This is a genomic window from Algoriphagus marincola DSM 16067, from assembly GCF_000429405.1.
GTDB classification, from domain to species: Bacteria; Bacteroidota; Bacteroidia; order Cytophagales; family Cyclobacteriaceae; genus Algoriphagus; species Algoriphagus marincola.
Genome location: NZ_AUBU01000003.1, coordinates 439,235 through 464,039, shown reverse-complemented (window position 1 = coordinate 464,039; position 24,805 = coordinate 439,235). Strand labels below are relative to the sequence as shown.

Below are 24,805 nucleotides of genomic sequence, written 5' to 3'. Positions count from 1 at the left end.
TTAGCTGAAAGCAGAAAAAGGAATAATTATTCTATTCCTTTTTCCAGAATTTCCTTTTATGCTTTTTTTACTGCGTCTGCTTCCCGGAGTTGTTTTTCTTGACGCTTTACTGATTCTTCATGAATCGAATAAAGTAACTCTTTCATGAATTTCTCACTGAGGTTTTTCTTCACACCTTTTTGAGTACGGCTTTCCATGACTTCCTTCCATCTTCCGGATTGGAATACCGTCAGGTGATGCTGTCTCTTGTGCTCTCCGATCTGATCGATCACTGCAAAACGCTCCTGAAGTACATCCAAAAGTTGATCATCCAAGTGGTCAACTGCACGGCGAAGATCTTCCAATCGCTCATCTGGCTTCATATTTTCGAGCGGCTCCTTGAAATCAATCGAGTTGAGTATCTCGCGCAAAGCTTTTGGAGTCACTTGCTGCTTGGCATCAGACCAGGCATTATCTGGATCGTGATGAGTCTCTATCATCAGTCCATCCAAACCAAAGTTCATAGCTCGTTGAGAAATATCTAGGATTCCGTCTCTTTTTCCTACGATATGAGAAGGGTCATTGATAACTTCCATTCCTGTCCAAACTCGCTTCAAGTGAATAGGCATGGACCAGTTTGGCTTATTTCTGAATCTTTTGTCATAAGCATCTGAAAATCCACGGTGGATTGCTGCTAGTTTGTCCAAACCAACTGCATGCATTCTTTCTAATGCACCCATCCAAAGGTCCAAATCAGGGTTCATGGGGTTTTTCACCATCACTGGCACATCAGATCCTCTGAGAGCTTCAGCAATTTCCTGAACAGCAAAAGGATTGACAGTCGTCCGGGCACCAACCCAAACCACATCTACTCCATGCTTAAGAGCAAGTTCTGCATGAGCTGCATTTCCTACCTCTACGGTAATTGGGATATTCAAGTGATGTCTCACGATTTCCATCCACTTCAGGCCTTCTTCTCCGATTCCTTCAAAAGAACCTGGACGCGTACGCGGCTTCCAAATACCAGCCCTGAAAAGTTGTGGTACTGCATTCTCTGCTTTCATTTCCAGGCAGATTTTTTCGATTTGTTCTGGACTTTCGGCAGAGCAAGGGCCTGCAATGATCAGTGGGGTGGTCAATCCTAGTCCCCAATCTTTGATTTGTTTGTGTGGTTTCATACGTCTGAGCGTTTAAATGAAAAAAGCCCGACTCTTTCGAATCGGGCTTTTGTGTTTTTATATTTTGTTAGTTTTTGACTGGACAATACACAGCTCCGATTCGATTTTGCATTCGAAAGTAAAAGTAAAAGAAAGTAAAATAGATCGCTGCTGTTATTAACATGCCGTAAATGTATTCATAGACTTTTTAAATGCAAAATAATTTTTTGGTAAAATTTTACTGAATTGATAAAAAGAAGGCCAAATTTTTTTAAATATTTTAAATAGAGCTAATTTTGATATAGGTTTTAGAATTAATTATATATTAAATCGAAATTTTTAGAATAAAATTTTGAAAAAAATATTTTTTAAAGCAGGAAAAATTTTAGTGTATGCTTAAGTCCATTTATTCAGAATCCAAGATCTCAGTTTGTTTTCGAATTGACTCCTGATGTAATAATCCGAAGATTTCCTGAATCAAGTCTTTATTCAATCCCAATGGTTTGCCCCAATCAGGTCTAGATTCGAAAATCTCTTTCCATCGATCCAACTGAAGGACTGCTACATTATTGAGCTTTTTGTATTCCCCAATCTTCTCAACCAATTCGAATCTTCTATGCAAAGCTTCCAGCAAATCATGGTCGGCTTGATCAATTTGCTGACGGATTTCCTCGAGTTGGGATTTCATCTTTTGACCTTCAAACTTCACCTTTCTAGTTTTAAGCTCAGAAAGCATCTTTTTTAGAGCAGCTGGAGTGAGTTGTTGCTGGGCATCCGACCACGCATTATCCGGATCGATATGACTTTCTATCATCAAGCCATCAAAATTCAAGTCCAATGCTTTCTGTGCGATTAATGGTACTAACTCCCTTTTTCCTGAAATATGGCTTGGGTCATTGATCATCATGATCTCTGGAAAATGAGTGCGAAACTCAATCGGTATCTGCCAAAGCGGTGAATTGCGGTGAATGGTATCCCTAAAATTGCTGAAACCTCTATGAATCACTGCTAGGTCGGTAATACCCGCTTTTTGGAATCTTTCTACAGCGCCCATCCAAAGGCTGAGGTCTGCATTGACGGGGTTTTTGATCATCACTGGCTTTCCTGTTCCTTTTAGGCTATCCGCAATCTCCTGTACCGTAAATGGGTTGACCGTGGACCTTGCACCTATCCAAAAGATATCAATGTCGTATTTCAAAGCTTCCTCGACGTGTTCAGCTGAGGCGACCTCAATAGTAAATTTGACAGGATATTTACTTTTTATTTCCTGGATCCAAGGTAATGCAATGGATCCGAGCCCTTCGAAACTTCCTGGTCTGGTTCTGGGCTTCCATACACCTCCACGGATGATTTCGATGCCCTGGTCTACCAATTGACTTACTGTTTCCTCAAGTTGATTGGGTGATTCGATGCTACAAGGCCCTGAAATAATGAGCGGATTTTTATGGTTTCTTTTATTAAAGAGTTTTTTCAAAATCAAATGGATCAATAATTCCTAAATCTCTTTTTTGGTCTCAATTCAGCCTGCAATTTCTATAATTTTTTGCTGCCAAGACTCTTCTCATATTTCCTAACAAAAAGGAAGTCAAAGCTGTTTTTTTGATATCTTTGCGACTTAATTTGCGCTGTATGGCAGTGAAACCCAAAATTTCTTTTGAGAATCTAGAAGTTGCCTTTGCATCCAAGACTGATGCCGAGCTTCGAAAAATGTATTTGATTTTTGCTACCCTGAATAATAATCTGATTTCAGATTTGGGGGTTGGCTTGGCAAACTTGGCCTTCAAGCTGAAGTTGCCGATCAAAGGCATCATGAAAAAGACCATGTTTGGACATTTCTGCGGTGGAGAGACCATCGACGAAACCATATTGGCTTGTCAAAAACTAGCTGATTATGGAGTTCAGGCAATTTTGGATCTATCGGTGGAAGGGAAGGGAGATGAGGAAAGTTTTGAAAAGACGACGGAGGAAATTTACCAAACCATGCTAAAATCCGCAGAGACGGATTACATGCCGTTTGGGGTTTTCAAAACAACAGGCTTGGGGGATTTTCACATCATGGAAAAAATCCAGGCCGGTCAGAAACTGACTCAAGCTGAAGAAAAAGCATTCGATCGAGTAAAAGAAAGAGTGGACCGTCTTTGCAAAGCTGCTCATGACTTGGGTATTCGGGTCATGGTGGATGCAGAAGAGTCTTGGTTTCAGGATGTAATTGATGATTTGGCTTATGAAGCCATGGAAAAATATAACAAGGAGCGCTGTGTGGTTTACAATACCTATCAGATGTATCGACATGATTCCTTGGCAAGGCTGATGAAGGCGCATCAAGTAGCTCAGGAGAAAGGTTACCTATTCGGAGCCAAACCTGTAAGAGGTGCCTACATGGAAAAAGAGCGGGAGCGAGCCGAAGATATGGGCTACCCCGATCCAATCCAGCCAAATAAAGCTGCAACTGACAGGGACTATGATGCAGCAATTAGATTCTGTGTAGAAAACGGAATTTATTTAGTCTGTGCCTCTCATAATGAGAAAAGTAACCTGGAGCTAACCGAGCTTATGGATGAGTTTGGCTTAGATCCTCAGGATAGCAGAGTGTTTTTTTCTCAATTGTACGGGATGAGTGATAATATTTCATTTAACCTGGCCAAGGCAGGATATAATGTAGTGAAATATGTTCCTTATGGACCTGTGGAGAAAGTCATGCCTTACCTCACTCGCCGTGCTGCTGAGAATACTTCCATTGCGGGACAGAGCAGTAGGGAGTTTGAATTGGTGAAGCGTGAAATGAAGCGTAGGAAGGGCGATTGATAGCGTAAAAGTAGTAAGTCGTAAGAAGTAAATAGTGAGTAGTAACCGAACTATAGATTGATAAAATGCAAGTATTGAGCGAACAGGAAATAGAGCGTCGTAGAGACAGGGAAGAGCTAATGAAATTGGGATTGAATCCCTACCCAGCGGAGGCTTTTCCAATCAATGTGACCGCAGAAGATATTCATCAAAATTACGAAAATCGAAAAAACGACTATAAGAGTATTTCCATTGCTGGACGCTTGATGTCAAGACGAATTATGGGATCGGCATCTTTTGCTGAGATTCAAGATTCGACTGGCCGTCTACAGATCTATGTAAGACGGGATGATATTTGTCCGGAGGATGATAAGACGCTTTACAATTCAGTTTTTAAAAAGCTACTGGGAATCGGAGATTTCATCGGAGTCAAAGGATATATTTTTACCACGCAGACAGGGGAGATTTCTCTACATGTAACTGAGCTTAAGGTACTTTCTAAAGCAGTTAAGCCACTTCCAGTGGTAAAAAGAGATGAAGAGGGTAATATCTATGATGGATTTACTGACCCTGAACTTCGCTACAGACAGCGCTATGTGGATCTTACCGTCAATCCTGAGGTTAAGAAAACTTTTGTCACGCGATCCAAGATCATTTCTACCATGCGTCGATACTTTGATGATCATGGTTGGTTAGAGGTGGAGACGCCTATTCTTCAGGCTGTTCACGGTGGAGCGGCAGCACGTCCTTTCCAAACTCATCACAATACCTTGGACATGCCTCTGTTTTTGCGCATAGCCAATGAATTATACCTGAAACGATTGATCGTAGGAGGTTTTGATGGGGTCTATGAATTTGGGAAAATGTTCCGAAATGAAGGAATGGACCGAACTCATAATCCTGAATTCACTTCCATGGAAATCTATGTGGCTTACAAGGATTACATCTGGATGATGGAGATGGTCGAAGAACTGATCGAAAAAGTCACGGAGACCATACACGAGAGTACGAAAGTAAAGGTAGGAGAGCATATTATTGATTTTGCAGGACCCTATCGACGCCTGACCATGTATGATTCTATCAAGGAATATGCAGGTATTGATGTCAGTCAAATGGATGAGCAAGAACTTCGTGAAGTCTGTAAAAAATTGGCCATAGAGGTGGATGACTCCATGGGTAAGGGAAAATTGATCGATGAAATCTTCGGAGCAAAAGTGGAAGCGCATTTGATCCAACCTACCTACATCACAGATTACCCGATCGAGATGACACCTTTGGCCAAGAAGCACCGCACCGAGGAAGGATTAGTGGAGCGTTTTGAGCTTTTTGTAAATGGAAAAGAAATAGCTAATGCCTACACAGAGCTGAATGATCCAATTGATCAGCGAGAGCGTTTCGAAGACCAGCTGAAGTTGGCAGCTCGTGGAGATGATGAGGCTATGGCGATGGATGAGGATTTCTTGAGAGCATTGGAATATGGGATGCCACCTACTTCTGGTTTGGGAATAGGAATTGACCGTTTGACCATGCTACTCACGAATAATTTCACCATTCAGGAAGTGCTTTTCTTCCCTCAAATGAGACCTGAAAAGAAAGCAGTTGCATTGTCCGAGGAGGAGAAAATTGTATTCGAATTGATCAGTAAAAGTAGCCCGGCAAACCTTTTGGATGTCAAAGAAGAAGCTGGTCTTAGCAATAAAAAGTGGGATGTCTCTATGAAAGGGCTCACCAAAAAAGGTGTCGTCAAAGTGACCAAAGAAGGTGAAACCCTGACTGTCGAAGTAGTGGATTAAACCCTATTTATTTCAAACAATCTTTAAGGTGAAAGATAAATAATAATCTTTCACCTTTATTTTTTCAGCAATACTTTTTGAATAATTAAGCAGATCCAAGAATAGTATAATTTTTTTTAAAATAATTTATTGATTTTTAGGCTTTTACACGCTTGCATATTATTTTTCCTAAGCAAAAAAACTTTTGAATATGCGTGAAGTGATGATGACAGGAATGGGACCTGGAAATTTTTCGGCCATTCGTTCCCAATTCCTGAGATGTTATGATGAATTATCGAAGATGGCAAGGCAAAAACTCCGATCTGAGTTTCAGTCTAGCACCTTGGATACAGCAGCCTTGGTTCATGAAGCTTATCTCAAAATGGACGGTAGTCAGAAAGGCTACGCCGATAAAAACCATTTTCTGGCGATAGCTGCCATCGTAATGAGGAGGTTTCTGGTAGATTATGCTAGGCAAAAAAAGCGACAGAAGCGGGGTGGAGATCAGATACAGCTTACTTACGGCTCTGCTAATCAGGCTGTCATGACCTCCCCAGAGGAAGTTTTGCAGCTAAATGATGCTTTGAATAGACTTAAAGCCTTGAATAATCGGCATTGCAGGGTAGTAGAGTTCCATTTTTTCGGTGGCTACAAACACGAAGAAATTGCTGAGATGATGGGAGTATCGATTGATACAGTGAGAAGAGATTGGCGCCTTGCAAAAGCTTGGCTTAGTAAGGAGTTGAAAAACTGAATCGGTTGCGACCAGGAGGATGAACTTAGATTCTGTATAAAACTCCCTTTTAAAACCTATACCTATTTATCAAATGAATTTTTTAAAAAGTAAATAAAATGAAGAGAGGAGATGGAAAGTGGGAAGAGGTTTCAGGACTTTTTCATGAATTAACTGAGCTGTCCGAAACTGATAGGAAAGCTCGACTCCAAGAAATTGCTGAAAAGAATCCTGCTCTTTATGATCAGCTTACCGATTTGCTTGAAGCTGATTTAGATTCCCATCCTATTTTCAAGGCAGGTACAGGTAGTGTCTTTTCTATTTTGGATAATGATCATGAGCTTATTAATGAATCAATAGGTCCATTTCAACTCAAGGAGCTGGTAGGTCAAGGGGCGATGGGGACCGTGTTTAAAGGTATTCGGGTGGATGGTCAGTTTGATCAGGTGGTGGCAATCAAATTGATGAAACCATTGATGATCAATCCTGCCTATCGTAGTTTTTTTGATCGGGAAAGACAAATTCTTGCAAAGCTCAATCATCCCAATATTGGCAGATTATATGATGGAGGTTTTACCGAAGACGAGAGACCATTTTTTACCATGGAGTGGGTTGCAGGTAATAATCTTCTAGATTATTGCAGTATAAATAACCTTGGGCTTATGGAGCGCCTGAAACTTTTCAAGCAAGTCTGCCATGCATTACAGTATGCCCATCAATCGATGATTGCCCATCTTGATATCAAGCCACAAAATATAATTGTGAATGGGGACGGCCAGGTGAAGTTGCTTGATTTTGGCGTATCTCAAATGATGGAAGAAGGAAATGAGCAGGAGGGGAGCTTTACCTTAGCCTATGCCTCTCCAGAGCAGATTGAAAGAAATCACCCAAATACGGTTTCGGATATTTATTCATTGGGTGTTGTCTTGTTTGAGTTGCTTTGTGGCTATCATCCTTTCAAACAGTATTTCGAAGACCCCACTGCATTGAAGAAAGCAGTGCTTGAAGGAAATGGAGCCAACTTTAAACTATTAAAAGAATTTGGGTCGGTTGCCTTTGCAGATGATCTGTCATTGATTTGCAAGAAGTCGCTTGAAAAGTATCCGGATGATCGCTATGCTTCTGTCGATGAGCTTGTTCGGGATTTGGAAAATTTTGAGCAAACCTATCCTATTCTTGCACATCGGGAGGATTGGTCCTATCGCGCTAAAAAATACATCCGAAGAAATCGTACCATTCTAGTAGTAGTAAACACCGCAGTATTATTGTTAGTGGCGCTTGGTGTGTTTTATACCTTTCAATTAAGGGAACAGCGAAATATAGCTTTGGCAGAGGCCAAGCGAGCTAATCAGATTACCAATTTGATTACTGATGTATTTTCGGCTGCAGATCCTAATATAGGAGGAGCAGATACCATTACAGCAGTGCAGCTTTTAGATCAAGGGTTGATAAATCTGGAAAAAAACTTGGGCGATGACCCAGAGCTTTATGCAGATATGCTGATGCGATTAGGCCCCGTTTATATAAGCCTTGGACAATATGAAAAGGCAAAGCAATCAATCGATCAGGCCTATAAAATAAATCTGAGCCTTCCCGATGTTTCGCCCGAAACGCTTGCAAGAAATGAGCTTTTGATTTCGAGTACATTTTTTATGTACGGAGTACTTGATTCATCTCAGTACTTTTCAGAAAAGGCCATTAGGAGACTTTCTGATGCGGGGATTAATGATGGAGATGTTTTGTCTGCCGCTTTTCTGGAGTTGGGTACTGCCTATTATGACATGGCAAATTACTCACAGGCTGATTCAGCTTTAAGTATTGGACTTCAATTATCCATGCAGGAGAATATTTCACCCGATATTGAATTAGCCACTTTGCTACACATGAAGGGAGCAACAGCCAGAAAATTAGACCGATTGGACTCTGCTCGAAAATACCTGAACGAGTCTTTGGAGATGAAAAGGAAGCTTTTTGATGAGCCTCATCTGGAAATAGCCTATGCCTATAATTATTTTGGGAGCTTTTACCAAGATTTAGGGGACTATGAGCAGGCTCTTGAATATGTGAAAAAATCACTCGAACAGAGACAGGCTATTCTCGGCGATTATCATGTAGAGACAGTAGCTAGTTTGGGAAATATGGGAAGGACTTTAATTGGCCTTGGTCAGCCGAGAGAAGCGGTTCCTTATTATCAATCTGCAATTTCTGTTATAGATTCTATTTTTGGGACCTCTCATTATTATTATGGTGCGCTTAAAGGCAGTTTGGGAAATGCCTATTATGCTTCTGGAGATTTGAAAAATGCCCGAGAGGTTTATGAAGTGAGCCTTCAAGTTTTTGATGAACTTTTATCTGAAAGAGATCCTAGAAAAGCTAGTCCAAGAATGAACCTTGGCAAAATAGCAATGGATGAATTGCGATATCAGGATGCAAAAATTTATTTTCAGGAAAGTTTAAAAATCAGGCAAGATCTATTACCAGAGAACCATATTCAAATCGCCCAAAGCCAACAAGCTTTTGGTGGGTGCTTGCTAGCGATGGGAGATTTTTCTACCGCCATAGATTTTCTTGAAGATGCTCTGAAGATTTTTCAGGCGGATTCTGATTCCAATTCCGAAGAAATTTCAAAAGTAAATAGTCAATTAGCACAGGCTTATCTTCAAATCGGTAATCAGGAAAAGGCAACTTACTATGAGCAACTTATAACGGCCAGAGAATAGAATACATTCTCTGGCCAAATTTGATTTAACAGCTGACCTGGTTGATGAAGATTTTAGTTCTAACAGCGTTCTGAGTTGTCTCCAGACATACCTGAGTCGGTTTACTGTAAGTATTGTCTGCCAAAAACTTCCACTTAAATCCATCCTGATACTCGACAGTCAGACGGATTCCGAATGCACCAGCTGGGATTGTTTTTGCTGTTTTTGTATTGGTTTTGATATCACCACTGGAGATGGTCCTGTTGTATGTGATTCCATTTTCCTTGGTCTTATAGGTGATAGTGAAGCGGACATCTACTCCAAGGAATCCATTTTTATTGTTCAAAGTCACTTCTTTAGCAGGATGCTTTTTCTCCTGGCAGGTTTTCACTTGATATTCGGTGGTATATCCTAATTTGGCTGTTGTATTGTCACTTAAGTAGTGCAACTTGTAGGAGATAGGTACCCCTGGATTGTTTCGTGAATAGACTGCATTATCTCCTGTGATGATGTAATTCAGATCCGCAAAATTTTTGGCATTGACAGCCTCAGAAGCTACCGAAGCATTTCCTCCTATGGTCACCACAGTAATGCTGGACTTGTTGAGAATTGACTTGTATTTCGCTTCAATAGTACCTGATACATTGGTTAATCCAGTGGCATAGTTCATCGCACCTTCCAACTCTGCATCTGTAGCTGATTCAGTTGTTGTCATTCTAAACATAATGATCCGGCCATAATTGACCGCCTGAACATATGCTGGGGGAGAGTTTGGACCGAATTTTTGTTCGATCTCCGTCAAGCTGGCATCGGGTCCAAAAACCTGTCCGGGATTGGTCGGCGGATCCATGGTCACTGAATAAAAAACCTGCTTAAATGACATCATTGCTACCCGTTCGGTGGTAGTAGACTCAAAATTGAATTGGGTTTCCACATCACCTCGGGCCCATTCCACATTGAGGCCGATATCCATACTTACTTGCCGGCTGCTGTAAGAAGTGCGCGCGATATAGCTTGAATTGGCGGCGTTCACATATCCTTCCTGATAGGCATTCGCATTCCACCATTCAAGTGCCTCATCAATTTTTGTCTGAACATCAGAGTTAGAAGGACTTTCGACATTTAGGGACCCATTTTCCCCCATTCCAGGAAGGTCAATCCTTAAAGTCATGGGAGCACGGTCAACTGCAGCGGGTGTAGGCAAACCGCCCAGTGTAGCTTCATCTGCGATAACTAAGGCTCCGGGGAAGATGATCCCGTTTGTCGGCCTAAGAATGGCGATGTCTTCGAAATTGTTTTTGAGATCATATTGGATCGTTCGGCATTCGAGAGTGCCTCCGTCAATGGGACTTCCATTTACCTTATTGCTTGTTTCTGTTCGCTGAGAGCCACCTGAAATATTCTGAACGTTTAAGAGACTACTATTATCAGAGGACATATTCCTCAAGTAATCGGTAATTGATTCTGCGTCAGGAGATATAAGAATAGGGTCTTCACCGCCTCCTAAATCACAGGAAGTAAAACTTAAGGTAAGCGCGAAGGCCAAAATCACCTTCAATTTGTTTTGAAATAATGCTTTCATGGCGTATAGATTTTTGGTTGTATATCTATAGGCGACAAAAGCGTAGGAAAGTGGTAACGGGATTTCGAAGAAAAATTGACTTTTTTTGAAAAAGTGCTTTAAACGGCTACAAACGCATTATTTTCTTTTAAATTATTTCAACTTTACGAGTGGATAGTTCAAGCCATTGACCTCATTTCTGACAACGGTGTACTTATTCAGGCTCTTGAAAAGCTCTGTCAGGTTTCGAAAACCAAAGGTTCTTGGGTCAAAACTGGGGTCTATTTTACGAAGGGAGGCTCCGATTTTAGCAATATGAATTTCCTCCTCTTCATCGCTGGCGGAAATATCGAATGCACGGTCAATCAAACGTAAATCCAGTTTGGGGTAGGGGCGTTTTGATTTTTTAGGAGTTGATGATTTGACGACATTTGGTCTATCGGCTTTCTTATCATCCTTAATTTCCTCAGCCTCATCTTCTTCCCCTAAGTTTTCGGCAAAGGTGAAAATCTCACAGGACTGAACAAAAGCCAATGGAGTGATCCGTCGACCTATTCCCATCACAAACATTCCTTCCTCCCGAATCCGCTTCGCCAAGCCAGTATAATCTGAGTCGGAGGATACGATACAGAATCCGTCCACGGAATTGCCGTGAAGAATATCCATGGCATCAATGATCAAAGAACTGTCCGTGGAATTCTTGCCAGTGGTATAGGCAAACTTTTGAATTGGATTGAAGGAGTATTGATTGATCACCTCTTTCCATCCGTTCATATGAGGAGTGGTCCAATCTCCGTATATCCTTCGAATGGTCGCTTTTCCATATTTTGATACTTCATCCAAGATTTCCTTGACTAGCCTGGCAGATGCATTATCCCCATCAATCAAGACAGCCAAATTGAATTTTTTTTCTTGCATAAGATTACGTTACTGATTTAATAAAGAAGGGGCTCAATCGCCCCTTTCATTCTGAGAGTTTATTTAAGATTTTCTTTGAAAAAGGCAATTGTACGCTCCCAAGCTAGATTTGCAGCTTTTTCATCATAGCGAGGAGTGGTATTATTGTGAAAGCCATGGTTGACGCCATCATACATATGCATCACATAATCTACCCCATTCGCCTTTAGCGCTTCTTCATAGGCTGGCCAGCCAGCATTGACCCGCTCATCAAGGCTTGCATACTGAATCATCAAAGGTGCTTTGATTTGAGCTGCTTCTTCCGCAGAAGGTTGTCCTCCATAGAAGGGAACGGCTGCTTTGAGGTCTGGAAGCCTCACCGCCATCATATTCGATATCCAGCCACCAAAACAAAAGCCCACCACACCTACATTGCCATCGCAATCCGGATGGTTTTTCAAATACTCGAATGCCGCGATAAAATCCTCAAGCATCTCATCACGAGATCTTTCCCGCTGCATGGTTCTACCTTCGTCATCATTCCCAGGATATCCACCCAAAGGCCAAAGCGCATCGGGAGCAATCGAAATAAAACCTGCTACTGCACATCGACGTCCCACATCTTCAATGTAAGGATTGAGCCCTCTATTTTCATGAACTACTACGATACCGGGAAATTTACCGCTTCCCACAGGCTTAGACAGCAAACCTCGAATTTCACCTCCGCCTTTTGGCGAGTTATAAAAAATATAGTCTGAGCTTTGCATTCGCTCATCAGAAGGCTCCACCGTAGCAGTAGTCATATAATCAGGCATCATGGTACTCATGAGTGTGGTCAGCGTGATTCCGCCTACAGCATAGGCCGATAATTTTTCCATGAATGTCCTCCTGTCTAGCTGGTTATGAGCATAGTAGTCATAGAGGTCATAGACTTCCTGTGGAATATCTTCTTTGTTGAGTTTTTTCATTGGATATAGTGGTTATTTGTAGCTAATAAAATTCCTTAAGTTTTTAAATCATCACCCTGTAGAAAGATTAATTCCTTGGTTCAATTTCATTTTTTGAGAAAATAGCTTAAATCTTTGAATTAATTAAGGGAAATTCTATCGACGGATAAATTCTATTCTGAAGCATAGGTTCTTTTAGAATCTTGGAAATACGATCATCTTTCCCCAAATATTCAATAGAATTCCTTGAATACTTTTATGAGAAGATGAACCTAGCTTGTCTGAATTTTATTAATTTGACCAATAAAATTTCTTTTATGGAAGAACAGGTTCCGAAGATCAAGCTAAAAGACAAAACCAGCCGTGAAAGGCAGACTTTTTTCAGAGTTACCTTCAATACCAATTCACAGTTGCTCAAAATTGCCGATAACAAGGCCAATATCGTTATTAGTATTAATGCGCTGGTTATTTCATCCATGGTGGCCTTGGTAGGTTACGGATCCGTATCGAATCAACTCGATATGCAGAATTTTATGATGCTTACCCCCATCATTTTATTTGTCTTGATGTGTTTGATCTCCACCATTTTGGCAGTTCAGGCAGCCAAACCAAAAATCGTCGGAAAGTCCGATAACTTGACTATAGAAAATAGGTCTTTGATATTTTTCGGGTCAGTCTCGTATTTCAGTAAGGACGAATATATCCAAAAAATTCACGATGCGATGGCTTCACGTGATGCAATCATGGACCAAATGTCATCATCACTGTACTATCAAAGTCTCGTTTTGAATCAAAAATATCGGCTCCTCAGTAGAGCCTATCAGGTGTTTATGCTGGGACTGACAATTGGCGTTTTGGCTTTTATTATCCAGTTGGTCTATTGAGCAAAGGAAGATTATTTTTTCTTGGTTTGTTTAGCTCTCGCTTTTGCACGCTCAATGGTATTCTTTCGATATTCCTCATCTTCATAATACCTTTTTCGGCTTTTGCTTAGAGTGTACTCCTTATATTCAGAGTCTTTTTGATACTTTTCCCGATATCGTTTTCTTGTCTTCTCCCTGAATTCAGCATCTTCTTCGTACCGTTTCTTAGCTCGGGCTAGGATCTTCTCTCTATTTTTCAAATAATATTCCGATGGCATAGTGCAATGTGTCGTTTTTTGAAAATTAAAAAATAAAATTTTCACTCAAAAATCAACTTCCTTTAAAATCCATACTTCTCGAATTGATGCAGTAACGAATACCTCCTTGATCCTTGGGACCATCAGGGAATCGATGTCCCAAGTGTGAACCACAATTGCCACAAAGAATTTCTTCGCGAACCATGAAATGGGAATAATCCATCTGAACATCTATTGCCTCCGGTCTAACTGGTTCCGTAAAGCTAGGCCAGCCACAGCCGCTATCATATTTTTTTGAGGAATGAAAAATCTCATTTCCGCATGCCTTGCATTCATAGATTCCCGTGTCATGATTAAGGTAATATTCTCCAGTAAATGGTCTTTCAGTACCTTTTTCTACCAAAATATGATAAGATTCTGAGTCTAATTTCTGTCTGAGTTCTTCTGGATTAAGTTTTACAGGGTATTCCTTTTTTTCTTTCTTTTTCATAATTAAAAAACAGCTAAGGGCCTTACTTAGTTTGAATTATTTTTAGGGTTGATTCCGAGGTAAAAAACAACTGTTCCTACTAAGTAACAATAGATATCCCAATAATCTCTGGTGTAAGTATCCGAATAAGCCGGTAGAAACCACTCAAATGCAACTGAGACATACAAAAATCCGACGGTCACTTGGGTCATGGTAAATCGAAAATTGTCTTTCTTTGGATGAATCCATTGGAAAATCTGCAAAGTTAAGCCCAGGATCACGGGCATGGCTAATAGGTCATCTAGATAGGAGTATAGAAAGGGGAAGCTCTCAAACGACCAGTATTCCACCGCTTGATTGATCCAAAAAATCAGGCAGCATGTCATAAAAATCCGATTTTTGAAGATGCGCATTAGCCGGGTAAAGCCGCAATAAGCCAAAGAATAAATGTCATGATAGCCATAAAAACCGTGTAGAATCCATTTCCTACTTTTTTGAAAAACTTGACTAGGGATGTATCAGATTCTTTGATGTAAAACATCCACTCTTCCTCATTCTTTTTCTTTTCGTCTTTTCTGACTTTATCTCTTTTTACTTCTACGGGACTTAGGTTTTTGCCACAGTGATCACAGGTGTCATCAATATTTTGATTCCACTCAGACCAATTTCCGCAGTGTGGGCATTTTTTCTGTCCCATTCAAATTTTGTTTTTTTACTGTGTCGATTGCCTAAAGAATGGTTGTATAGGCAAGACGATTTTTTCCTTCGATTATCAATGGAGAAGGAGCTCATCGTATCGAATCATCTTAAAATATAAACCAATCATTGTATACCCCCCAATTATCTTACCTATTCTATCCTCTTCTTTTTAATTCACAAACAGGATAAGTATCGAAAGCTTATCTCGGTGTCAGAATCAGAGAATCTTTAGCACTTTCAACTATTTCATTTTTATCCATTAATTGATAGCGGTATTTTCCTTTTGTATAGAGGGAAGCCTGATCTTGATAGTGTTTACTGAATCTATTCCCACTTTGACCTGTAGGCAATACCGAAAGCGAGCGATCTACATCCATGAAGTCTAGCAAAATCCGCATAGCCGGTCCGGATGTCACTTTGTAAATACCTTCTCCATTGAGTTTGAATGCCAATTTATTGACTGATTCGTCGTTTGCAGGGACTGGGTCAGTTTTTACATTGAAAATCTTGTCCAGTGGTTTTTGGCTACCTAATGGATGTGGGTGTTCCAATATCACTGCTTTTTCCCAATCCCAGGAATTTATGTTATCCCCAAACTGGGCTTCTAGCTCTTGCAGGGTGATTTTAAGGCTCTCTGAAAAAATTTGAGATGCATTTTCTTTTTCGAAAGTGTTTATCTTATCCCACCAAGGATGGTCAAAATTTCGAATAAAAGGCAAATTTGAGCGGATCATCACAAAGGATCCTAAATAGCTTTCGAAAGCTTCCTTTCCAAGCTCATCTTCTATAGCCAATCTAAGAACGTGATAAAGCCACTTATAATAGATAGTAGGAATTGAAGAGCTGAGTTCATGATTTCCATCCCAGTTTTCCAACAAGCTTTTGACCCGTTCTTTCCCCTCGAAATCAAAATCGGGAATTTGACTTAACATGATTTTGGCAATCTGGGCATGATCGGTATTCATTACCTCAAGTTGAATCGCTTTCATTTCTTGGATAGTCCAATCGTCCTTGGAATTGATTGCATCTGCAATTCGCTTCCAGCGTTCTCCCGGGAAATAATATCCAGGGTACAGTACGCCGTTTTGAAGGGTGTCGGGTTGATTATTCGCAGAGGCCACAAAACCCGATGGAGGATTGATGCTCCTAGGGTTTAAACTGAATGGATACCATCCTTGCGGCATGCTTTCAGGATCAGAACCATCAGCAAAAATTTTGGAATGGACCTTTTCGGAGCGGATAGGCAACTTTCCTGCTGCCCACCAGGCAATATTGCCAAGACTATCGCCATACATGATATTTAGCCCCGGAGCATGTATCAGAGATGCAGCGGCTGTCATATCTTCCAAGTCCTGTGCGTGGTTGATTTTGTAGATGGATTCCAAAGCACGGGTTGGTTCCATCGTATATACCCACCAGCTGCTTACAGGATTATCAGTCAAAGAAGCAATTTCAGGTACGACAGAATTCACGATAGGTCCATGAATGGTCTCTTTTATTTCAATTTCTACCGGGTCCTGACCTTTAACAGAAATAATATCTTTTCTCACACTGAAGGGTAGAAACTCATCGCCAAATTGATATTCATTCGAATTATTCGGATTCAATTTGATCTCAAAAAAGTCTTGATCGTCATTTTCAAACATCGTCAGTCCTACGCTGTGATGCCTGCTATGTCCTACCAATCCAAAAGGAACTCCGGCTAAATGGTTTCCATAAAAACTGAATCCCGGATACTCTATGTGTGCTTCATACCAAACGGAGGGAGATGAAAACCCGATGTGAGTATCATTGGCAAAAATGACTTTTCCGCTCTTGGTTTTGCTCCCGGAAACCACCCATCCGTTAGACCCTTCCAATAAAGGGACAGGTAACTTTTCCAGTAGGCTGCTTAAATTTCCATTAGTCACACTATCAGGATAAAAATTCGGGATGAAATGATGCTCGGGTAAAGTTTCTATCGAGAGTGCTTCCAGATACTCCTCTCCCAATTCACGAGTCATTTTGGTGATCAATGGATCGGTTTTTAGAGCCATTCCAAATGTAAAGGACATGTAACCAATAATTCCATGAATATCATTGATGGTGAATTCTCTAGGCTTTTCACCGAGTAGTAAATATTCCACAGGTAGAGTGCCATTTTGAATAAATTCATTGACCCCGGACATGTAGGCTTCTGTGGCAGTTTTCCAAGGTGAATCAGGCTGGGAATTCCAGAATTCTGTGGATGTTTGGGCATGTTTTGGAATACCGAGTGTTCTGAAAAATTGATCAATTTCGACCACATCGGGACCTAGAAACTCAGCCAAAGTTCCTGTGCCTATTCTTCGCATCATTTCTAATTGGAAAAGTCTATCTTGAGCGTGAAGGTATCCTAAAGCTCGATAGGCATCCGATGCGTCCGAGGCATAAATATGCGGTATACCATACTCATCAAAATAAGCGGTGGTCTCCTCTGAAAGTCCATTGATTTCAATTTCCCCCTTATATTGAGGCGAGTGGAGGAAGATAAAAACCAAAAGCCCCAAGGCAAGAAGTAACACTAAGCCTCCCAAAAAGGCACCGACCTTTCTCATAGTAATCAAAGTTTTTAGTGGGTTCTAATTAAGAAAAAAATGAGCAGTTTTTCGGCTATGATCAACTCAATTCTTCCACCGCTTGAAGAATAATTTTACACGCATTCCGTATTTCTTCTTCGGTAATGACCAAAGGCGGAGCAATTCGCATGGAATCATCACAAAACAGAAACCAGTCGGTGATTACACCAAGTTCGATCGCCCGATCTATGATAGGTTTCAATACCTCAAAGGATTCAAATTCCACAGCCATCATCAGGCCTTTATTCCGAATACCTTTTATTTTTGGATGGACCAAAAGCTTTTTAAATAGATTCGCTTTTTCTTCTACTTGATCTATGAGCCTTTCTTCCTGCAAAATCTGAATAGTGGCTAGAGAAGCAGCTGCACTGACGGGATGTCCTCCAAAAGTGGTGATATGACCGAGCAGCGGGTTGTTTTTGAAGGAGGCCATGACTTTCTGATTGGCAATGAAGGCCCCAATTGGCATTCCTCCTCCCATTCCCTTTGCGCAGACTACCATATCAGGTACTATTTCGAAATGTTCAAAAGCCCAAAACTTACCTGTTCTACCGAACCCTGCCTGAATTTCATCCAAAACCAACAAAGTTCCCGTTTCATCACATCGTTTTCTAAGCGCCTGAAAGTATTCTTTGCATGCTACTCTGATTCCAGCTTCTCCCTGAATCGTTTCTACAAAAACGGCTGCTGTTTTTTCAGTAATCCGATCGAGATGAGAATAAGCACCATACACGATGTTGCTGATACCAGGAAGTAGGGGACGATAAGCTCTTTTGAAAATCTCATTGCCGCCAATACTCAAGGCACCGTGAGAGCTTCCATGGTAAGCATTCACACAGGAGATCAGTTCTGAGCGTCCTGTATATCTCTTGGCTAATTTCATCGCCCCTTCAATCGCCTCCGAACCACTGTTCACCAAATACACATTGTTCAAGTGATCTGGAAGGGTATCACAGAGGGCCTTTGCTAGAAGTGTCTGGGGGCTTTGGACATATTCCCCATACACCATGAGGTGGAGGTACTTGTCCAATTGTCCCTGAATAGCTTGAATAACCTTCGGGTGTCGATGACCCACATTGCTGACCCCAATTCCGGAGATCAAATCAATATATTTCCTGTCTTCGGGACCATATAGATATATTCCCTCAGCTTTTTCTACTTCTATCAAAAGCGGAAAATCTGTGGTTTGTGCTAGATGACTGAGAAATAGTTGGCGATGATTCATAAAGGGATTTTAGAAACTTCTAAAGCGGTAGAAAACGCCAAGCGGAAGTCTTTTGCCAAAGGAGTCCTTGAGAAAGAGCTCTCCGTGTTCGGCATTTTTAATGTTTTTGAAATTTGATTGAACCAAGTTGACGGCAATTAGGGAGGAGAAGCTCAGTGAATACATGTTCAAAAGCAAGAAGTTATTCACCGGGGCCAATATTTCCGAGCAAATTTTCAGCATTTCATTGATTTGCTCCTCCAAAATCCATTTTTCTCCATCAGGTCCTCGGCCATAGGCAGGTGGGTCAAGAATAATTCCTTGATAGATATTTCCTCTTCTTGCTTCTCTTTTGATGAATTTCAATGCATCATCCACGATCCATCGAATTCCATCAAGGCCAGATGCCTCCATATTGTGCCTGGACCAAGTCACGACTTGTTTGACAGAATCCAAGTGTGTGACATCAGCTCCTGCTGCCTTTGCTGCTACTGATGCAGCACCGGTGTAGGCAAATAGGTTCAACACCTTTGGTTTTTCTCCAGGAAATGACTGAATACTTTCATACAAGTAATCCCAATTGACCGCCTGCTCTGGAAATAGCCCAATGTGTTTGAAAGAGGTCTGAGCTAGGTTTAATTTCAAGTTTAGCCCTTGCTGATTTTTGTAAGTAATCTGCCAGTTGTGAGGCATTTTCTTCAGTTGCTGCCAATTTCCTTTTTCAGGATTGTTCTTCTCTTTGGCAAAGTGAGCATGGGCCTGCTTTTTCCATTCAGATTCAGGCAAGCTTTTATCCCAGATGGCCTGAGGCTCTGGCCGGCTTAAGATAAAATCGCCAAAGCGTTCCAGTTTTTCGAACCCACCGGTATCTATTAATTCGTAATCATCCCAGGCTCCTGGGCTGAGGGAAAGTATTCGTTCTTCCATGTTTTGTCAAAATCTGAGGACAAAAGTAAGGGTTTTAGATCAGTCCCAACTTTTCGAGGGTCTTTTCACTGAATTCCCAGAGTTCTTCGGCATTGCTAGCGCTAAGACCTGCAGAATTCGGACTCTTCAGTTTCTTCCTCACGTAATAGCCTCCGTTTTTCAATTTGGTTGAATCAGTTTTTGCCAGGAAAAGTGAGTTTTCGGCCCCTTTCTGTGCTGAGATAAAAAACAACTGTGTGGCCCGAATAATTGCTTTTGTAATAGGATCCGTTTCTGATCCAAAGGCTGTTTTTACCGCACCAGGGTGGAGACTAAAAGCTGTAATCCCTTCTTTTCCATACCGATTTGCTAGTTCTTTTGCCATCAAAATATTGTAGAGTTTGGCTTCTCCATAGGCTGTGATGGTACTGCTTACACTTGAAAGACCAATGTCATTGGATCTGAATTTTCCCAATCGGTGAGCTTCTGAGCTCACTTGGATGACTTTTGCTTTTCCTTTGATGAGGGAGGGGAGAAGCTGATGAGTTAGCAAGAAATGACCCAAATGATTGACAGTAAAAGTCATGTCCAGGCCCTTGTTATTTTTCTTTCCTCCGGGAAACATCCCACCTGCATTATTGATCATCAAATCGATCTTCGGAAACTCCTTGTTGATTTTTTGGCTTGCTGCCTTCACCGATTCGAGGTCCGCAAGGTCAAATTCATATAGTTTGAATTTTTCACGAGATGGAAATTTGGCCAGTTTGGATTCAGCCTTCTCTAAATTTCGCACTGGCAGAATAAACACTTCAGAATGGTCAAGTAGACCTTTTAGCGTTTCGTATCCTATGCCTGAAGTGCTTCCTGTTAGTACTGTGATCATATTAGTTTTAATTTTATAAAAAATACTCATTTGGTACTCAATTAGATGAATGAAGCTGAGGCTAATATTGTTTTGGCTATGCTTATTTTTTAAATGAGAAATTGTATTTTTCCAACTGACCAACTCTTAAATCCCGCTAATTCTAAAATTCATGTCGAAAAAACTTATCGATATCGAGAAGGCTATTCATTCCAAAAACCCAAAACTCCTCAAGTGGATGCCGGGCTTTTTACTTTCTTATATCAAAAATGTCACGCATGAATCTTGGATGAATTCAGTCATGGCCCGTATCGGACATCTCAAAGGGCTTGATTTTGTAGATGCACTGGTCAAAGAGTTTGAGCTGGATGTGGAGTTGAAGGGTGCTGAGAAGATTCCCAAATCAGGAGGAATCATCATAGCTGCCAATCATCCCCTTGGTGGGATGGATGGGATAGCACTGATGCATGCCATCGGGAGATATCGGAAGGATTTTAGGTTTTTGGTCAATGACCTACTCATGACTTTTGATAATTTTGACCCCTTGTTTATTCCTGTGAATAAACATGGACGGAATTCGGCAGATACCATGAAGAAAATCGATGAAGCCTATTCGGGAGATGGTGTGGTTTTGATTTTTCCGGCAGGCTTAGTCTCAAGAAAGTCAGAAGAAGGAGTGAGGGATTTGACTTGGAGAAAGAGTTTTGTCAACAAGGCGAAAAAGAATAAGAAAAACATTATTCTTTGTTTTATTGAAGGTAAAAATTCTAAATTCTTTTATAATCTCGCGAGTTGGCGAAAAAAACTGGGGATAAAAGCTAATTTAGAAATGTTTTATTTGCCTGATGAAATGTATAAACAACGAGGTCAGAAAGTGACGATCCATCTGGGTGATGTGGTTTCTTTCATGGAGTTGTCGGATGAACATTCAGATATTTATTGGGCAGGAGATTTAAAGAAAAGGGTGTACCAAATCGGAGAAGGTAAAAATCACCACGCGAAGCAAAAAAGCTAACAATCAACAGCTTGCTTCATATTAGTAGACGACGGTCTGAAAATGAATTTACAAACAGGTGAAACTGGAGCAAAAAATGAGTAAGGAAGAAGCGATTATTCCTGCAGTAGATAAGGAGATTTTGAAGTCAGAGCTTAGCCCTGATCGGTTTTTACGATATACCAACAATGGAAATAATCTAGTCTATTTAGTCAATCATCATAATTCGCCAAATGTGGTACGAGAAATAGGGCGATTGCGTGAACTTACTTTTCGAACAGCAGGAGGCGGGACAGGAAAGAGTCTAGACTTGGATGAAAATGATATTTGTCCTAATTGCTACGAGCAACTGATCACCTGGAATCCTGAAGATGAGGAAATCGTAGCAGGATATCGGCTGATTCATTGCAAAAATGCCGTTTCCGAAGGCGGAAATATCAATCTTTCGACATTCCATCTTTTTGACTTTTCAGATGAATTTGTGAAAAATTACCTGCCCTACACCATTGAATTAGGAAGGTCGTTTGTGCAGCCTAAATACCAACCCAGCATCGATAATCGAAAAGGGATATTTAGCTTAGATAATCTTTGGGATGGGCTTGGAGCGGTCGTTCTGCTCCATCCTGATGTCAAATATCTATTTGGCAAGGTGACGATGTATCCCCATTATCACAGGGAGGCGAGAGATTTGTTGCTTGTTTTTCTGAATCATTATTTTCCGGATAAAAACAACCTAGTCAACCCAAAGAAGGAAAAGACACTTACATACGATACTCATATTGGTACAGGTCCTGATCCATTTAATGGATTGGATTACAAGGAAGGCTACAAGTTGTTGAATTCACGAGTCCGGTCTTATGGTGAAAATATCCCGCCTTTGATCAATACGTATATGAATCTTTCTCCCACCATGATGACATTTGGTACGGCTTTGAATGACGAGTTTGGGGAAGTCGAGGAGACTGGTATTTTGATTACTTTGGATGATATCTACGAATCCAAAAAGCATAGACACATGGATACCTTCGAGCGGGATAGAGAATTTGGATCAAGAGATGTCTGAAAAGAAAATTACCTTAATCGTTGGTGCCACAACCAATCCTTCTAGATATGCTTATTCGGCAGCCCAGCTTTTTTATGAAAAAGGGATTGAGTTTATCCCCATCGGAATCAAATCGGGTCAGGTATTTGGAAAGAAAATTTTAGACCTTCGTGAAAAACCACCTTTAGGCGAGATCCATACCATCACTTTATACATTGGTCCTCAAAATCAGGGTGAATGGATAGATTATTTGATTTCATTGAAACCGCAGCGTATCATTTTTAATCCTGGAACAGAGAATATGGAATTTGCTCAAAAAGCGAAAAATGAAGGAATTGAGGTTTTGTTTGCCTGTAATCTAGTGATGCTTAGTACCGGGCAGTTTTGAATTTTTTGATAAAGTGATCCATGTAAAATACATGGGGAAAAGAGATTAGGGAGATCAAAATAAAAAACAGAAGTAAAAGCTCACTTTGATCCAAGAATCGCATTCCAAAAAGTAATAAACCGGAGATTCCAACTAGGCTTAAAAGGGTAAAGGGAATTAATTGTTTGACGAATTTGAGAAGGCTATTGTATTGGGGAAAGCGGTTCAAGAATTCGTATTCTAGTCTCATGCTAGGTAAGGCATGCCAAAATCCAAAGTAGACCACAAAACTGATAAAAAGTGGAGCCATGTATAGAAGCGGTGCCAAAATGACAAGGTCTACCAAACTCTCGAATTTGATTTTTCGGAAAGTCCAATATTCGATACTTAATGTCAAAATCAGGGAAACCCCCATCACACCAAAGGAATAAGTTTCCAGATAGGATACATCGACAATGGGGTCCAAAATGAAAGCTGTCATTTGAAAATCTCCAAATAAGATCACAGAAAGGAAAAAAGATCCCCGAGTGATGAATAAGATTTTACTTCGAACATCCGAATTTTCAATTTTCAGAAAATGTGTTTGACCAAAATGGTAAGCCGAGAAGGTGAGAAAAATCACGAGTGCTACTTGTGGCAGAAAGTACCAAACGACTAGATAAGCACCGATTAGGGACAAATAACGAACTAGAAAAACAATCAATCCCTTAAAATCAATCGTTGGTTGGGAGGTTAAGTGATCAATGGCTCCATGTGGGATTCCAACGAATAATAAAACCAAGCCCGCAAATCCAAACTCAATATATTGTGGTAGTTCTGGGATCAGTGAAAAGCTCAAACAAACCACCAATCCCAATATTTTGAACAAAGACTCAGTGCTTCTCATAGTACCAGAGGCTTTTGAGGTAAGGGGCAAATCGTACTTTTCGTAAGAGATTGATTTCCTCCCAAAATGAGGTTTTGGCTTGAAGGAAGCGCAGGACATTTTCTGTGGAATTGACGGTAAATAAGTCAAAGAAGACGTTTTCCAGCTGCTCGGGCCATTTTTTTGCAATGTTTAGCAGGATGTTATCGTAGAAAAAATGCCTGCTGGGAATTGATTTTTTGGAAAGTGCTACCTCTGATTCCAGCTCATTGACGAGCTTTTGGCAATGTTCCTGGATAAATTGAAAAGTATAACCAGTGGAAGGTCTTGACCAGCCAGCTCGTGTCCCGATGGGAATCCATCTTTCATGAGTCTGAACCGTTTTATACTGTGTGCTCATGGGGATCGCTCCGGTCTCTTCAAAGTATACCGAATAATCCACATTTTGAAGGTGCTTTTCTAAATATGAATCAAGAGAAGCTTTAAGATTTTCTTTAGGAATAGCTTTCTCCGAATACGCTGTATATTCTACCAAGGCATGCTTGGAGTCGTAAGGTAAAATGTATCCGAACGAGAAGTTTTTTTGATCCTGAGGTAAAATATCCATCAGGGTGACAGCAGAATCATCGAAGAAAGGTTGTTCCGTTTTTATTTTCCAGCCGACAAATTGCTGCTTAAGGATTTTTTGATTTTGAAAGTCACCTTCTTCCAACCTAGAATCTAGTAAATAATCACAAGTGAATGATTCTCCTGAATCTGTTTCGATCTCAAAATTTTGAGAAGCAGGGGAGATGTTTGTTATTTTTCTTTCTAAGAAGGTAATAGAAGGGATACTAGAGAAATAGGCTTTCAGTTCTTTGAAAAAATTGCCAGCCTCAATGTGATAGTAATTTAATTCCCCTAGTGGAAGTATCAATTTGCTTCCATTTTTGGAGAGGTTTAGCTTGTTCCAAAATTTGGTTTCAGACTTTGGCTGAATTTCAAGTGGACTTTTTGCCCAATAGCACCAGGTTTTGTTTGGGAAGTCATCGCCCATGGGATCGATGATCAAAATTCGCTTTGACTTCAATTTACTTTTCGAAAGGTAAAAGAGCATGCTGTATGCTGCACAACCTCCTCCGGCAAATATGTAGTCATAGTGAACCATAGTG

23 protein-coding genes are annotated in these 24,805 nt (G+C 40.7%); 8 read left to right on the top strand and 15 right to left on the bottom strand.

All coding sequences use genetic code 11. From position 1 onward, the window contains the following. Positions 1-56: 56 nt before the first annotated feature. Together G457_RS0107790 and G457_RS0107785 are read right to left on the bottom strand one after the other, a co-directional pair. Positions 57-1,157: a chorismate mutase gene (locus tag G457_RS0107790; RefSeq protein WP_026945970.1), complete on the bottom strand. Its 1,101-nt coding sequence runs from the start codon at positions 1,155-1,157 to the stop codon at positions 57-59. Positions 1,158-1,542: 385 nt separating this feature from the next. Then, on the bottom strand, positions 1,543-2,610 hold the full coding sequence (locus G457_RS0107785; RefSeq protein WP_248602833.1) for a bifunctional 3-deoxy-7-phosphoheptulonate synthase/chorismate mutase type II: 1,068 nt from the start codon (positions 2,608-2,610) through the stop codon (positions 1,543-1,545). A 155-nt stretch (positions 2,611-2,765) separates the two neighbouring features. On the opposite strand from G457_RS0107785, the gene G457_RS0107780 reads away from it, so the two are divergent. The 4 genes from G457_RS0107780 to G457_RS0107765 all read left to right on the top strand — a co-directional run bounded on the left by G457_RS0107780 (position 2,766) and on the right by G457_RS0107765 (position 9,145). Next, positions 2,766-3,941: a proline dehydrogenase family protein gene (locus G457_RS0107780; protein WP_026945968.1), complete on the top strand. Its 1,176-nt coding sequence runs from the start codon at positions 2,766-2,768 to the stop codon at positions 3,939-3,941. A 65-nt stretch (positions 3,942-4,006) separates the two neighbouring features. Further along, on the top strand, positions 4,007-5,713 hold the full coding sequence (gene lysS, locus G457_RS0107775; protein WP_026945967.1) for a lysine--tRNA ligase: 1,707 nt from the start codon (positions 4,007-4,009) through the stop codon (positions 5,711-5,713). A gap of 190 nt (positions 5,714-5,903) precedes the next feature. Then, positions 5,904-6,446 carry an ECF-type sigma factor gene (locus G457_RS21195; RefSeq protein WP_035483404.1) on the top strand — a complete coding sequence of 181 codons (543 nt, stop codon included), beginning with the start codon at positions 5,904-5,906 and terminating at the stop codon, positions 6,444-6,446. Between the two features lie 98 nt (positions 6,447-6,544). Next, entirely contained in the window at positions 6,545-9,145 is a 2,601-nt protein-coding gene (locus tag G457_RS0107765) for a serine/threonine-protein kinase (protein ID WP_026945966.1), read from the top strand. 25 nt (positions 9,146-9,170) lie between these two features. On the opposite strand, the gene G457_RS0107760 is transcribed toward G457_RS0107765, so the two are convergent. The 3 genes from G457_RS0107760 to G457_RS0107750 all read right to left on the bottom strand — a co-directional run bounded on the left by G457_RS0107760 (position 9,171) and on the right by G457_RS0107750 (position 12,550). Further along, entirely contained in the window at positions 9,171-10,706 is a 1,536-nt protein-coding gene (locus G457_RS0107760; RefSeq protein ID WP_026945965.1) for a thiol-activated cytolysin family protein, read from the bottom strand. A gap of 132 nt (positions 10,707-10,838) precedes the next feature. Further along, positions 10,839-11,603 (bottom strand): NYN domain-containing protein, encoded by a 765-nt coding sequence (locus tag G457_RS0107755; RefSeq protein ID WP_026945964.1) that lies wholly within the window; start codon positions 11,601-11,603, stop codon positions 10,839-10,841. A 59-nt stretch (positions 11,604-11,662) separates the two neighbouring features. After that, complete coding sequence (locus G457_RS0107750; protein WP_026945963.1) at positions 11,663-12,550, bottom strand: dienelactone hydrolase family protein; 888 nt, start codon at positions 12,548-12,550, stop codon at positions 11,663-11,665. Positions 12,551-12,846: 296 nt separating this feature from the next. Between G457_RS0107750 and G457_RS0107745 the strand changes: the two genes are divergently transcribed. After that, the gene (locus G457_RS0107745) at positions 12,847-13,413 is read left to right on the top strand and encodes a Pycsar system effector family protein (RefSeq protein ID WP_026945962.1); all 567 of its coding nucleotides are present in this window, start codon (positions 12,847-12,849) and stop codon (positions 13,411-13,413) included. A gap of 11 nt (positions 13,414-13,424) precedes the next feature. Here the strand turns inward: G457_RS0107745 and G457_RS0107740 are convergent, their stop codons facing one another. From G457_RS0107740 to G457_RS0107705, 8 genes are all read right to left on the bottom strand, one after another. After that, positions 13,425-13,670 carry a hypothetical protein gene (locus G457_RS0107740; RefSeq protein ID WP_026945961.1) on the bottom strand — a complete coding sequence of 82 codons (246 nt, stop codon included), beginning with the start codon at positions 13,668-13,670 and terminating at the stop codon, positions 13,425-13,427. Positions 13,671-13,722: 52 nt separating this feature from the next. Then, a complete protein-coding gene (msrB, locus tag G457_RS0107735; RefSeq protein ID WP_026945960.1) occupies positions 13,723-14,139 on the bottom strand; it encodes a peptide-methionine (R)-S-oxide reductase MsrB in 417 nt (138 codons plus the stop codon). A gap of 26 nt (positions 14,140-14,165) precedes the next feature. Continuing rightward, positions 14,166-14,504 carry a magnesium citrate secondary transporter gene (locus tag G457_RS0107730; protein ID WP_248602832.1) on the bottom strand — a complete coding sequence of 113 codons (339 nt, stop codon included), beginning with the start codon at positions 14,502-14,504 and terminating at the stop codon, positions 14,166-14,168. Positions 14,505-14,530: 26 nt separating this feature from the next. Continuing rightward, positions 14,531-14,815 carry a class I tRNA ligase family protein gene (locus G457_RS0107725; RefSeq protein WP_024282101.1) on the bottom strand — a complete coding sequence of 95 codons (285 nt, stop codon included), beginning with the start codon at positions 14,813-14,815 and terminating at the stop codon, positions 14,531-14,533. Positions 14,816-15,017: 202 nt separating this feature from the next. Then, complete coding sequence (locus tag G457_RS0107720; RefSeq protein ID WP_026945958.1) at positions 15,018-17,393, bottom strand: penicillin acylase family protein; 2,376 nt, start codon at positions 17,391-17,393, stop codon at positions 15,018-15,020. Positions 17,394-17,454: 61 nt separating this feature from the next. Then, positions 17,455-18,639 carry an aspartate aminotransferase family protein gene (locus G457_RS0107715; RefSeq protein ID WP_026945957.1) on the bottom strand — a complete coding sequence of 395 codons (1,185 nt, stop codon included), beginning with the start codon at positions 18,637-18,639 and terminating at the stop codon, positions 17,455-17,457. Positions 18,640-18,648: 9 nt separating this feature from the next. Then, positions 18,649-19,545, bottom strand: a complete 897-nt coding sequence (locus G457_RS0107710; RefSeq protein WP_026945956.1) for a class I SAM-dependent methyltransferase — start codon at positions 19,543-19,545, stop codon at positions 18,649-18,651. Between the two features lie 34 nt (positions 19,546-19,579). Beyond that, positions 19,580-20,407, bottom strand: a complete 828-nt coding sequence (locus G457_RS0107705) for an SDR family NAD(P)-dependent oxidoreductase (protein WP_026945955.1) — start codon at positions 20,405-20,407, stop codon at positions 19,580-19,582. 151 nt (positions 20,408-20,558) lie between these two features. Between G457_RS0107705 and G457_RS0107700 the strand changes: the two genes are divergently transcribed. The 3 genes from G457_RS0107700 to G457_RS0107690 all read left to right on the top strand — a co-directional run bounded on the left by G457_RS0107700 (position 20,559) and on the right by G457_RS0107690 (position 22,810). After that, positions 20,559-21,401, top strand: coding sequence for a 1-acyl-sn-glycerol-3-phosphate acyltransferase (locus tag G457_RS0107700; RefSeq protein WP_026945954.1), 843 nt, complete (start codon positions 20,559-20,561; stop codon positions 21,399-21,401). Between the two features lie 76 nt (positions 21,402-21,477). Next, the gene (locus tag G457_RS0107695) at positions 21,478-22,443 is read left to right on the top strand and encodes a GNAT family N-acetyltransferase (protein WP_026945953.1); all 966 of its coding nucleotides are present in this window, start codon (positions 21,478-21,480) and stop codon (positions 22,441-22,443) included. Further along, positions 22,436-22,810 carry a CoA-binding protein gene (locus G457_RS0107690; protein ID WP_035483399.1) on the top strand — a complete coding sequence of 125 codons (375 nt, stop codon included), beginning with the start codon at positions 22,436-22,438 and terminating at the stop codon, positions 22,808-22,810. The genes G457_RS0107695 and G457_RS0107690 overlap by 8 nt, the downstream gene beginning before the upstream one ends. Here the strand turns inward: G457_RS0107690 and G457_RS0107685 are convergent. Both G457_RS0107685 and G457_RS0107680 read right to left on the bottom strand, forming a co-directional pair. Further along, positions 22,791-23,675: a Brp/Blh family beta-carotene 15,15'-dioxygenase gene (locus tag G457_RS0107685; protein WP_026945951.1), complete on the bottom strand. Its 885-nt coding sequence runs from the start codon at positions 23,673-23,675 to the stop codon at positions 22,791-22,793. The two genes, G457_RS0107690 and G457_RS0107685, sit on opposite strands and share 20 nt — an antisense overlap. Then, positions 23,662-24,801, bottom strand: a complete 1,140-nt coding sequence (locus tag G457_RS0107680; RefSeq protein WP_026945950.1) for a lycopene cyclase family protein — start codon at positions 24,799-24,801, stop codon at positions 23,662-23,664. Before G457_RS0107680 ends, G457_RS0107685 begins: the two co-directional genes overlap by 14 nt. Between the last annotated feature and the right edge of the window lie 4 nt (positions 24,802-24,805).

What these genes read in the sequence shown, in the direction of transcription:
- G457_RS0107740 (WP_026945961.1), bottom strand. Translation starts at nt 13,670, where the DNA reads ATGCCATCGGAATATTATTTGAAAAATAGAGAGAAGATCCTAGCCCGA.
- lysS (WP_026945967.1), top strand. Translation starts at nt 4,007, where the DNA reads ATGCAAGTATTGAGCGAACAGGAAATAGAGCGTCGTAGAGACAGGGAA.
- G457_RS21195 (WP_035483404.1), top strand. Translation starts at nt 5,904, where the DNA reads ATGCGTGAAGTGATGATGACAGGAATGGGACCTGGAAATTTTTCGGCC.
- G457_RS0107755 (WP_026945964.1), bottom strand. Translation starts at nt 11,603, where the DNA reads ATGCAAGAAAAAAAATTCAATTTGGCTGTCTTGATTGATGGGGATAAT.
- G457_RS0107710 (WP_026945956.1), bottom strand. Translation starts at nt 19,545, where the DNA reads ATGGAAGAACGAATACTTTCCCTCAGCCCAGGAGCCTGGGATGATTAC.
- G457_RS0107695 (WP_026945953.1), top strand. Translation starts at nt 21,478, where the DNA reads ATGAGTAAGGAAGAAGCGATTATTCCTGCAGTAGATAAGGAGATTTTG.
- G457_RS0107725 (WP_024282101.1), bottom strand. Translation starts at nt 14,815, where the DNA reads ATGGGACAGAAAAAATGCCCACACTGCGGAAATTGGTCTGAGTGGAAT.
- G457_RS0107685 (WP_026945951.1), bottom strand. Translation starts at nt 23,675, where the DNA reads ATGAGAAGCACTGAGTCTTTGTTCAAAATATTGGGATTGGTGGTTTGT.
- G457_RS0107690 (WP_035483399.1), top strand. Translation starts at nt 22,436, where the DNA reads ATGTCTGAAAAGAAAATTACCTTAATCGTTGGTGCCACAACCAATCCT.
- G457_RS0107680 (WP_026945950.1), bottom strand. Translation starts at nt 24,801, where the DNA reads ATGGTTCACTATGACTACATATTTGCCGGAGGAGGTTGTGCAGCATAC.
- G457_RS0107720 (WP_026945958.1), bottom strand. Translation starts at nt 17,393, where the DNA reads ATGAGAAAGGTCGGTGCCTTTTTGGGAGGCTTAGTGTTACTTCTTGCC.
- G457_RS0107750 (WP_026945963.1), bottom strand. Translation starts at nt 12,550, where the DNA reads ATGAAAAAACTCAACAAAGAAGATATTCCACAGGAAGTCTATGACCTC.
- G457_RS0107780 (WP_026945968.1), top strand. Translation starts at nt 2,766, where the DNA reads ATGGCAGTGAAACCCAAAATTTCTTTTGAGAATCTAGAAGTTGCCTTT.
- msrB (WP_026945960.1), bottom strand. Translation starts at nt 14,139, where the DNA reads ATGAAAAAGAAAGAAAAAAAGGAATACCCTGTAAAACTTAATCCAGAA.
- G457_RS0107715 (WP_026945957.1), bottom strand. Translation starts at nt 18,639, where the DNA reads ATGAATCATCGCCAACTATTTCTCAGTCATCTAGCACAAACCACAGAT.
- G457_RS0107790 (WP_026945970.1), bottom strand. Translation starts at nt 1,157, where the DNA reads ATGAAACCACACAAACAAATCAAAGATTGGGGACTAGGATTGACCACC.
- G457_RS0107760 (WP_026945965.1), bottom strand. Translation starts at nt 10,706, where the DNA reads ATGAAAGCATTATTTCAAAACAAATTGAAGGTGATTTTGGCCTTCGCG.
- G457_RS0107765 (WP_026945966.1), top strand. Translation starts at nt 6,545, where the DNA reads ATGAAGAGAGGAGATGGAAAGTGGGAAGAGGTTTCAGGACTTTTTCAT.
- G457_RS0107700 (WP_026945954.1), top strand. Translation starts at nt 20,559, where the DNA reads ATGTCGAAAAAACTTATCGATATCGAGAAGGCTATTCATTCCAAAAAC.
- G457_RS0107745 (WP_026945962.1), top strand. Translation starts at nt 12,847, where the DNA reads ATGGAAGAACAGGTTCCGAAGATCAAGCTAAAAGACAAAACCAGCCGT.
- G457_RS0107705 (WP_026945955.1), bottom strand. Translation starts at nt 20,407, where the DNA reads ATGATCACAGTACTAACAGGAAGCACTTCAGGCATAGGATACGAAACG.
- G457_RS0107730 (WP_248602832.1), bottom strand. Translation starts at nt 14,504, where the DNA reads ATGACATGCTGCCTGATTTTTTGGATCAATCAAGCGGTGGAATACTGG.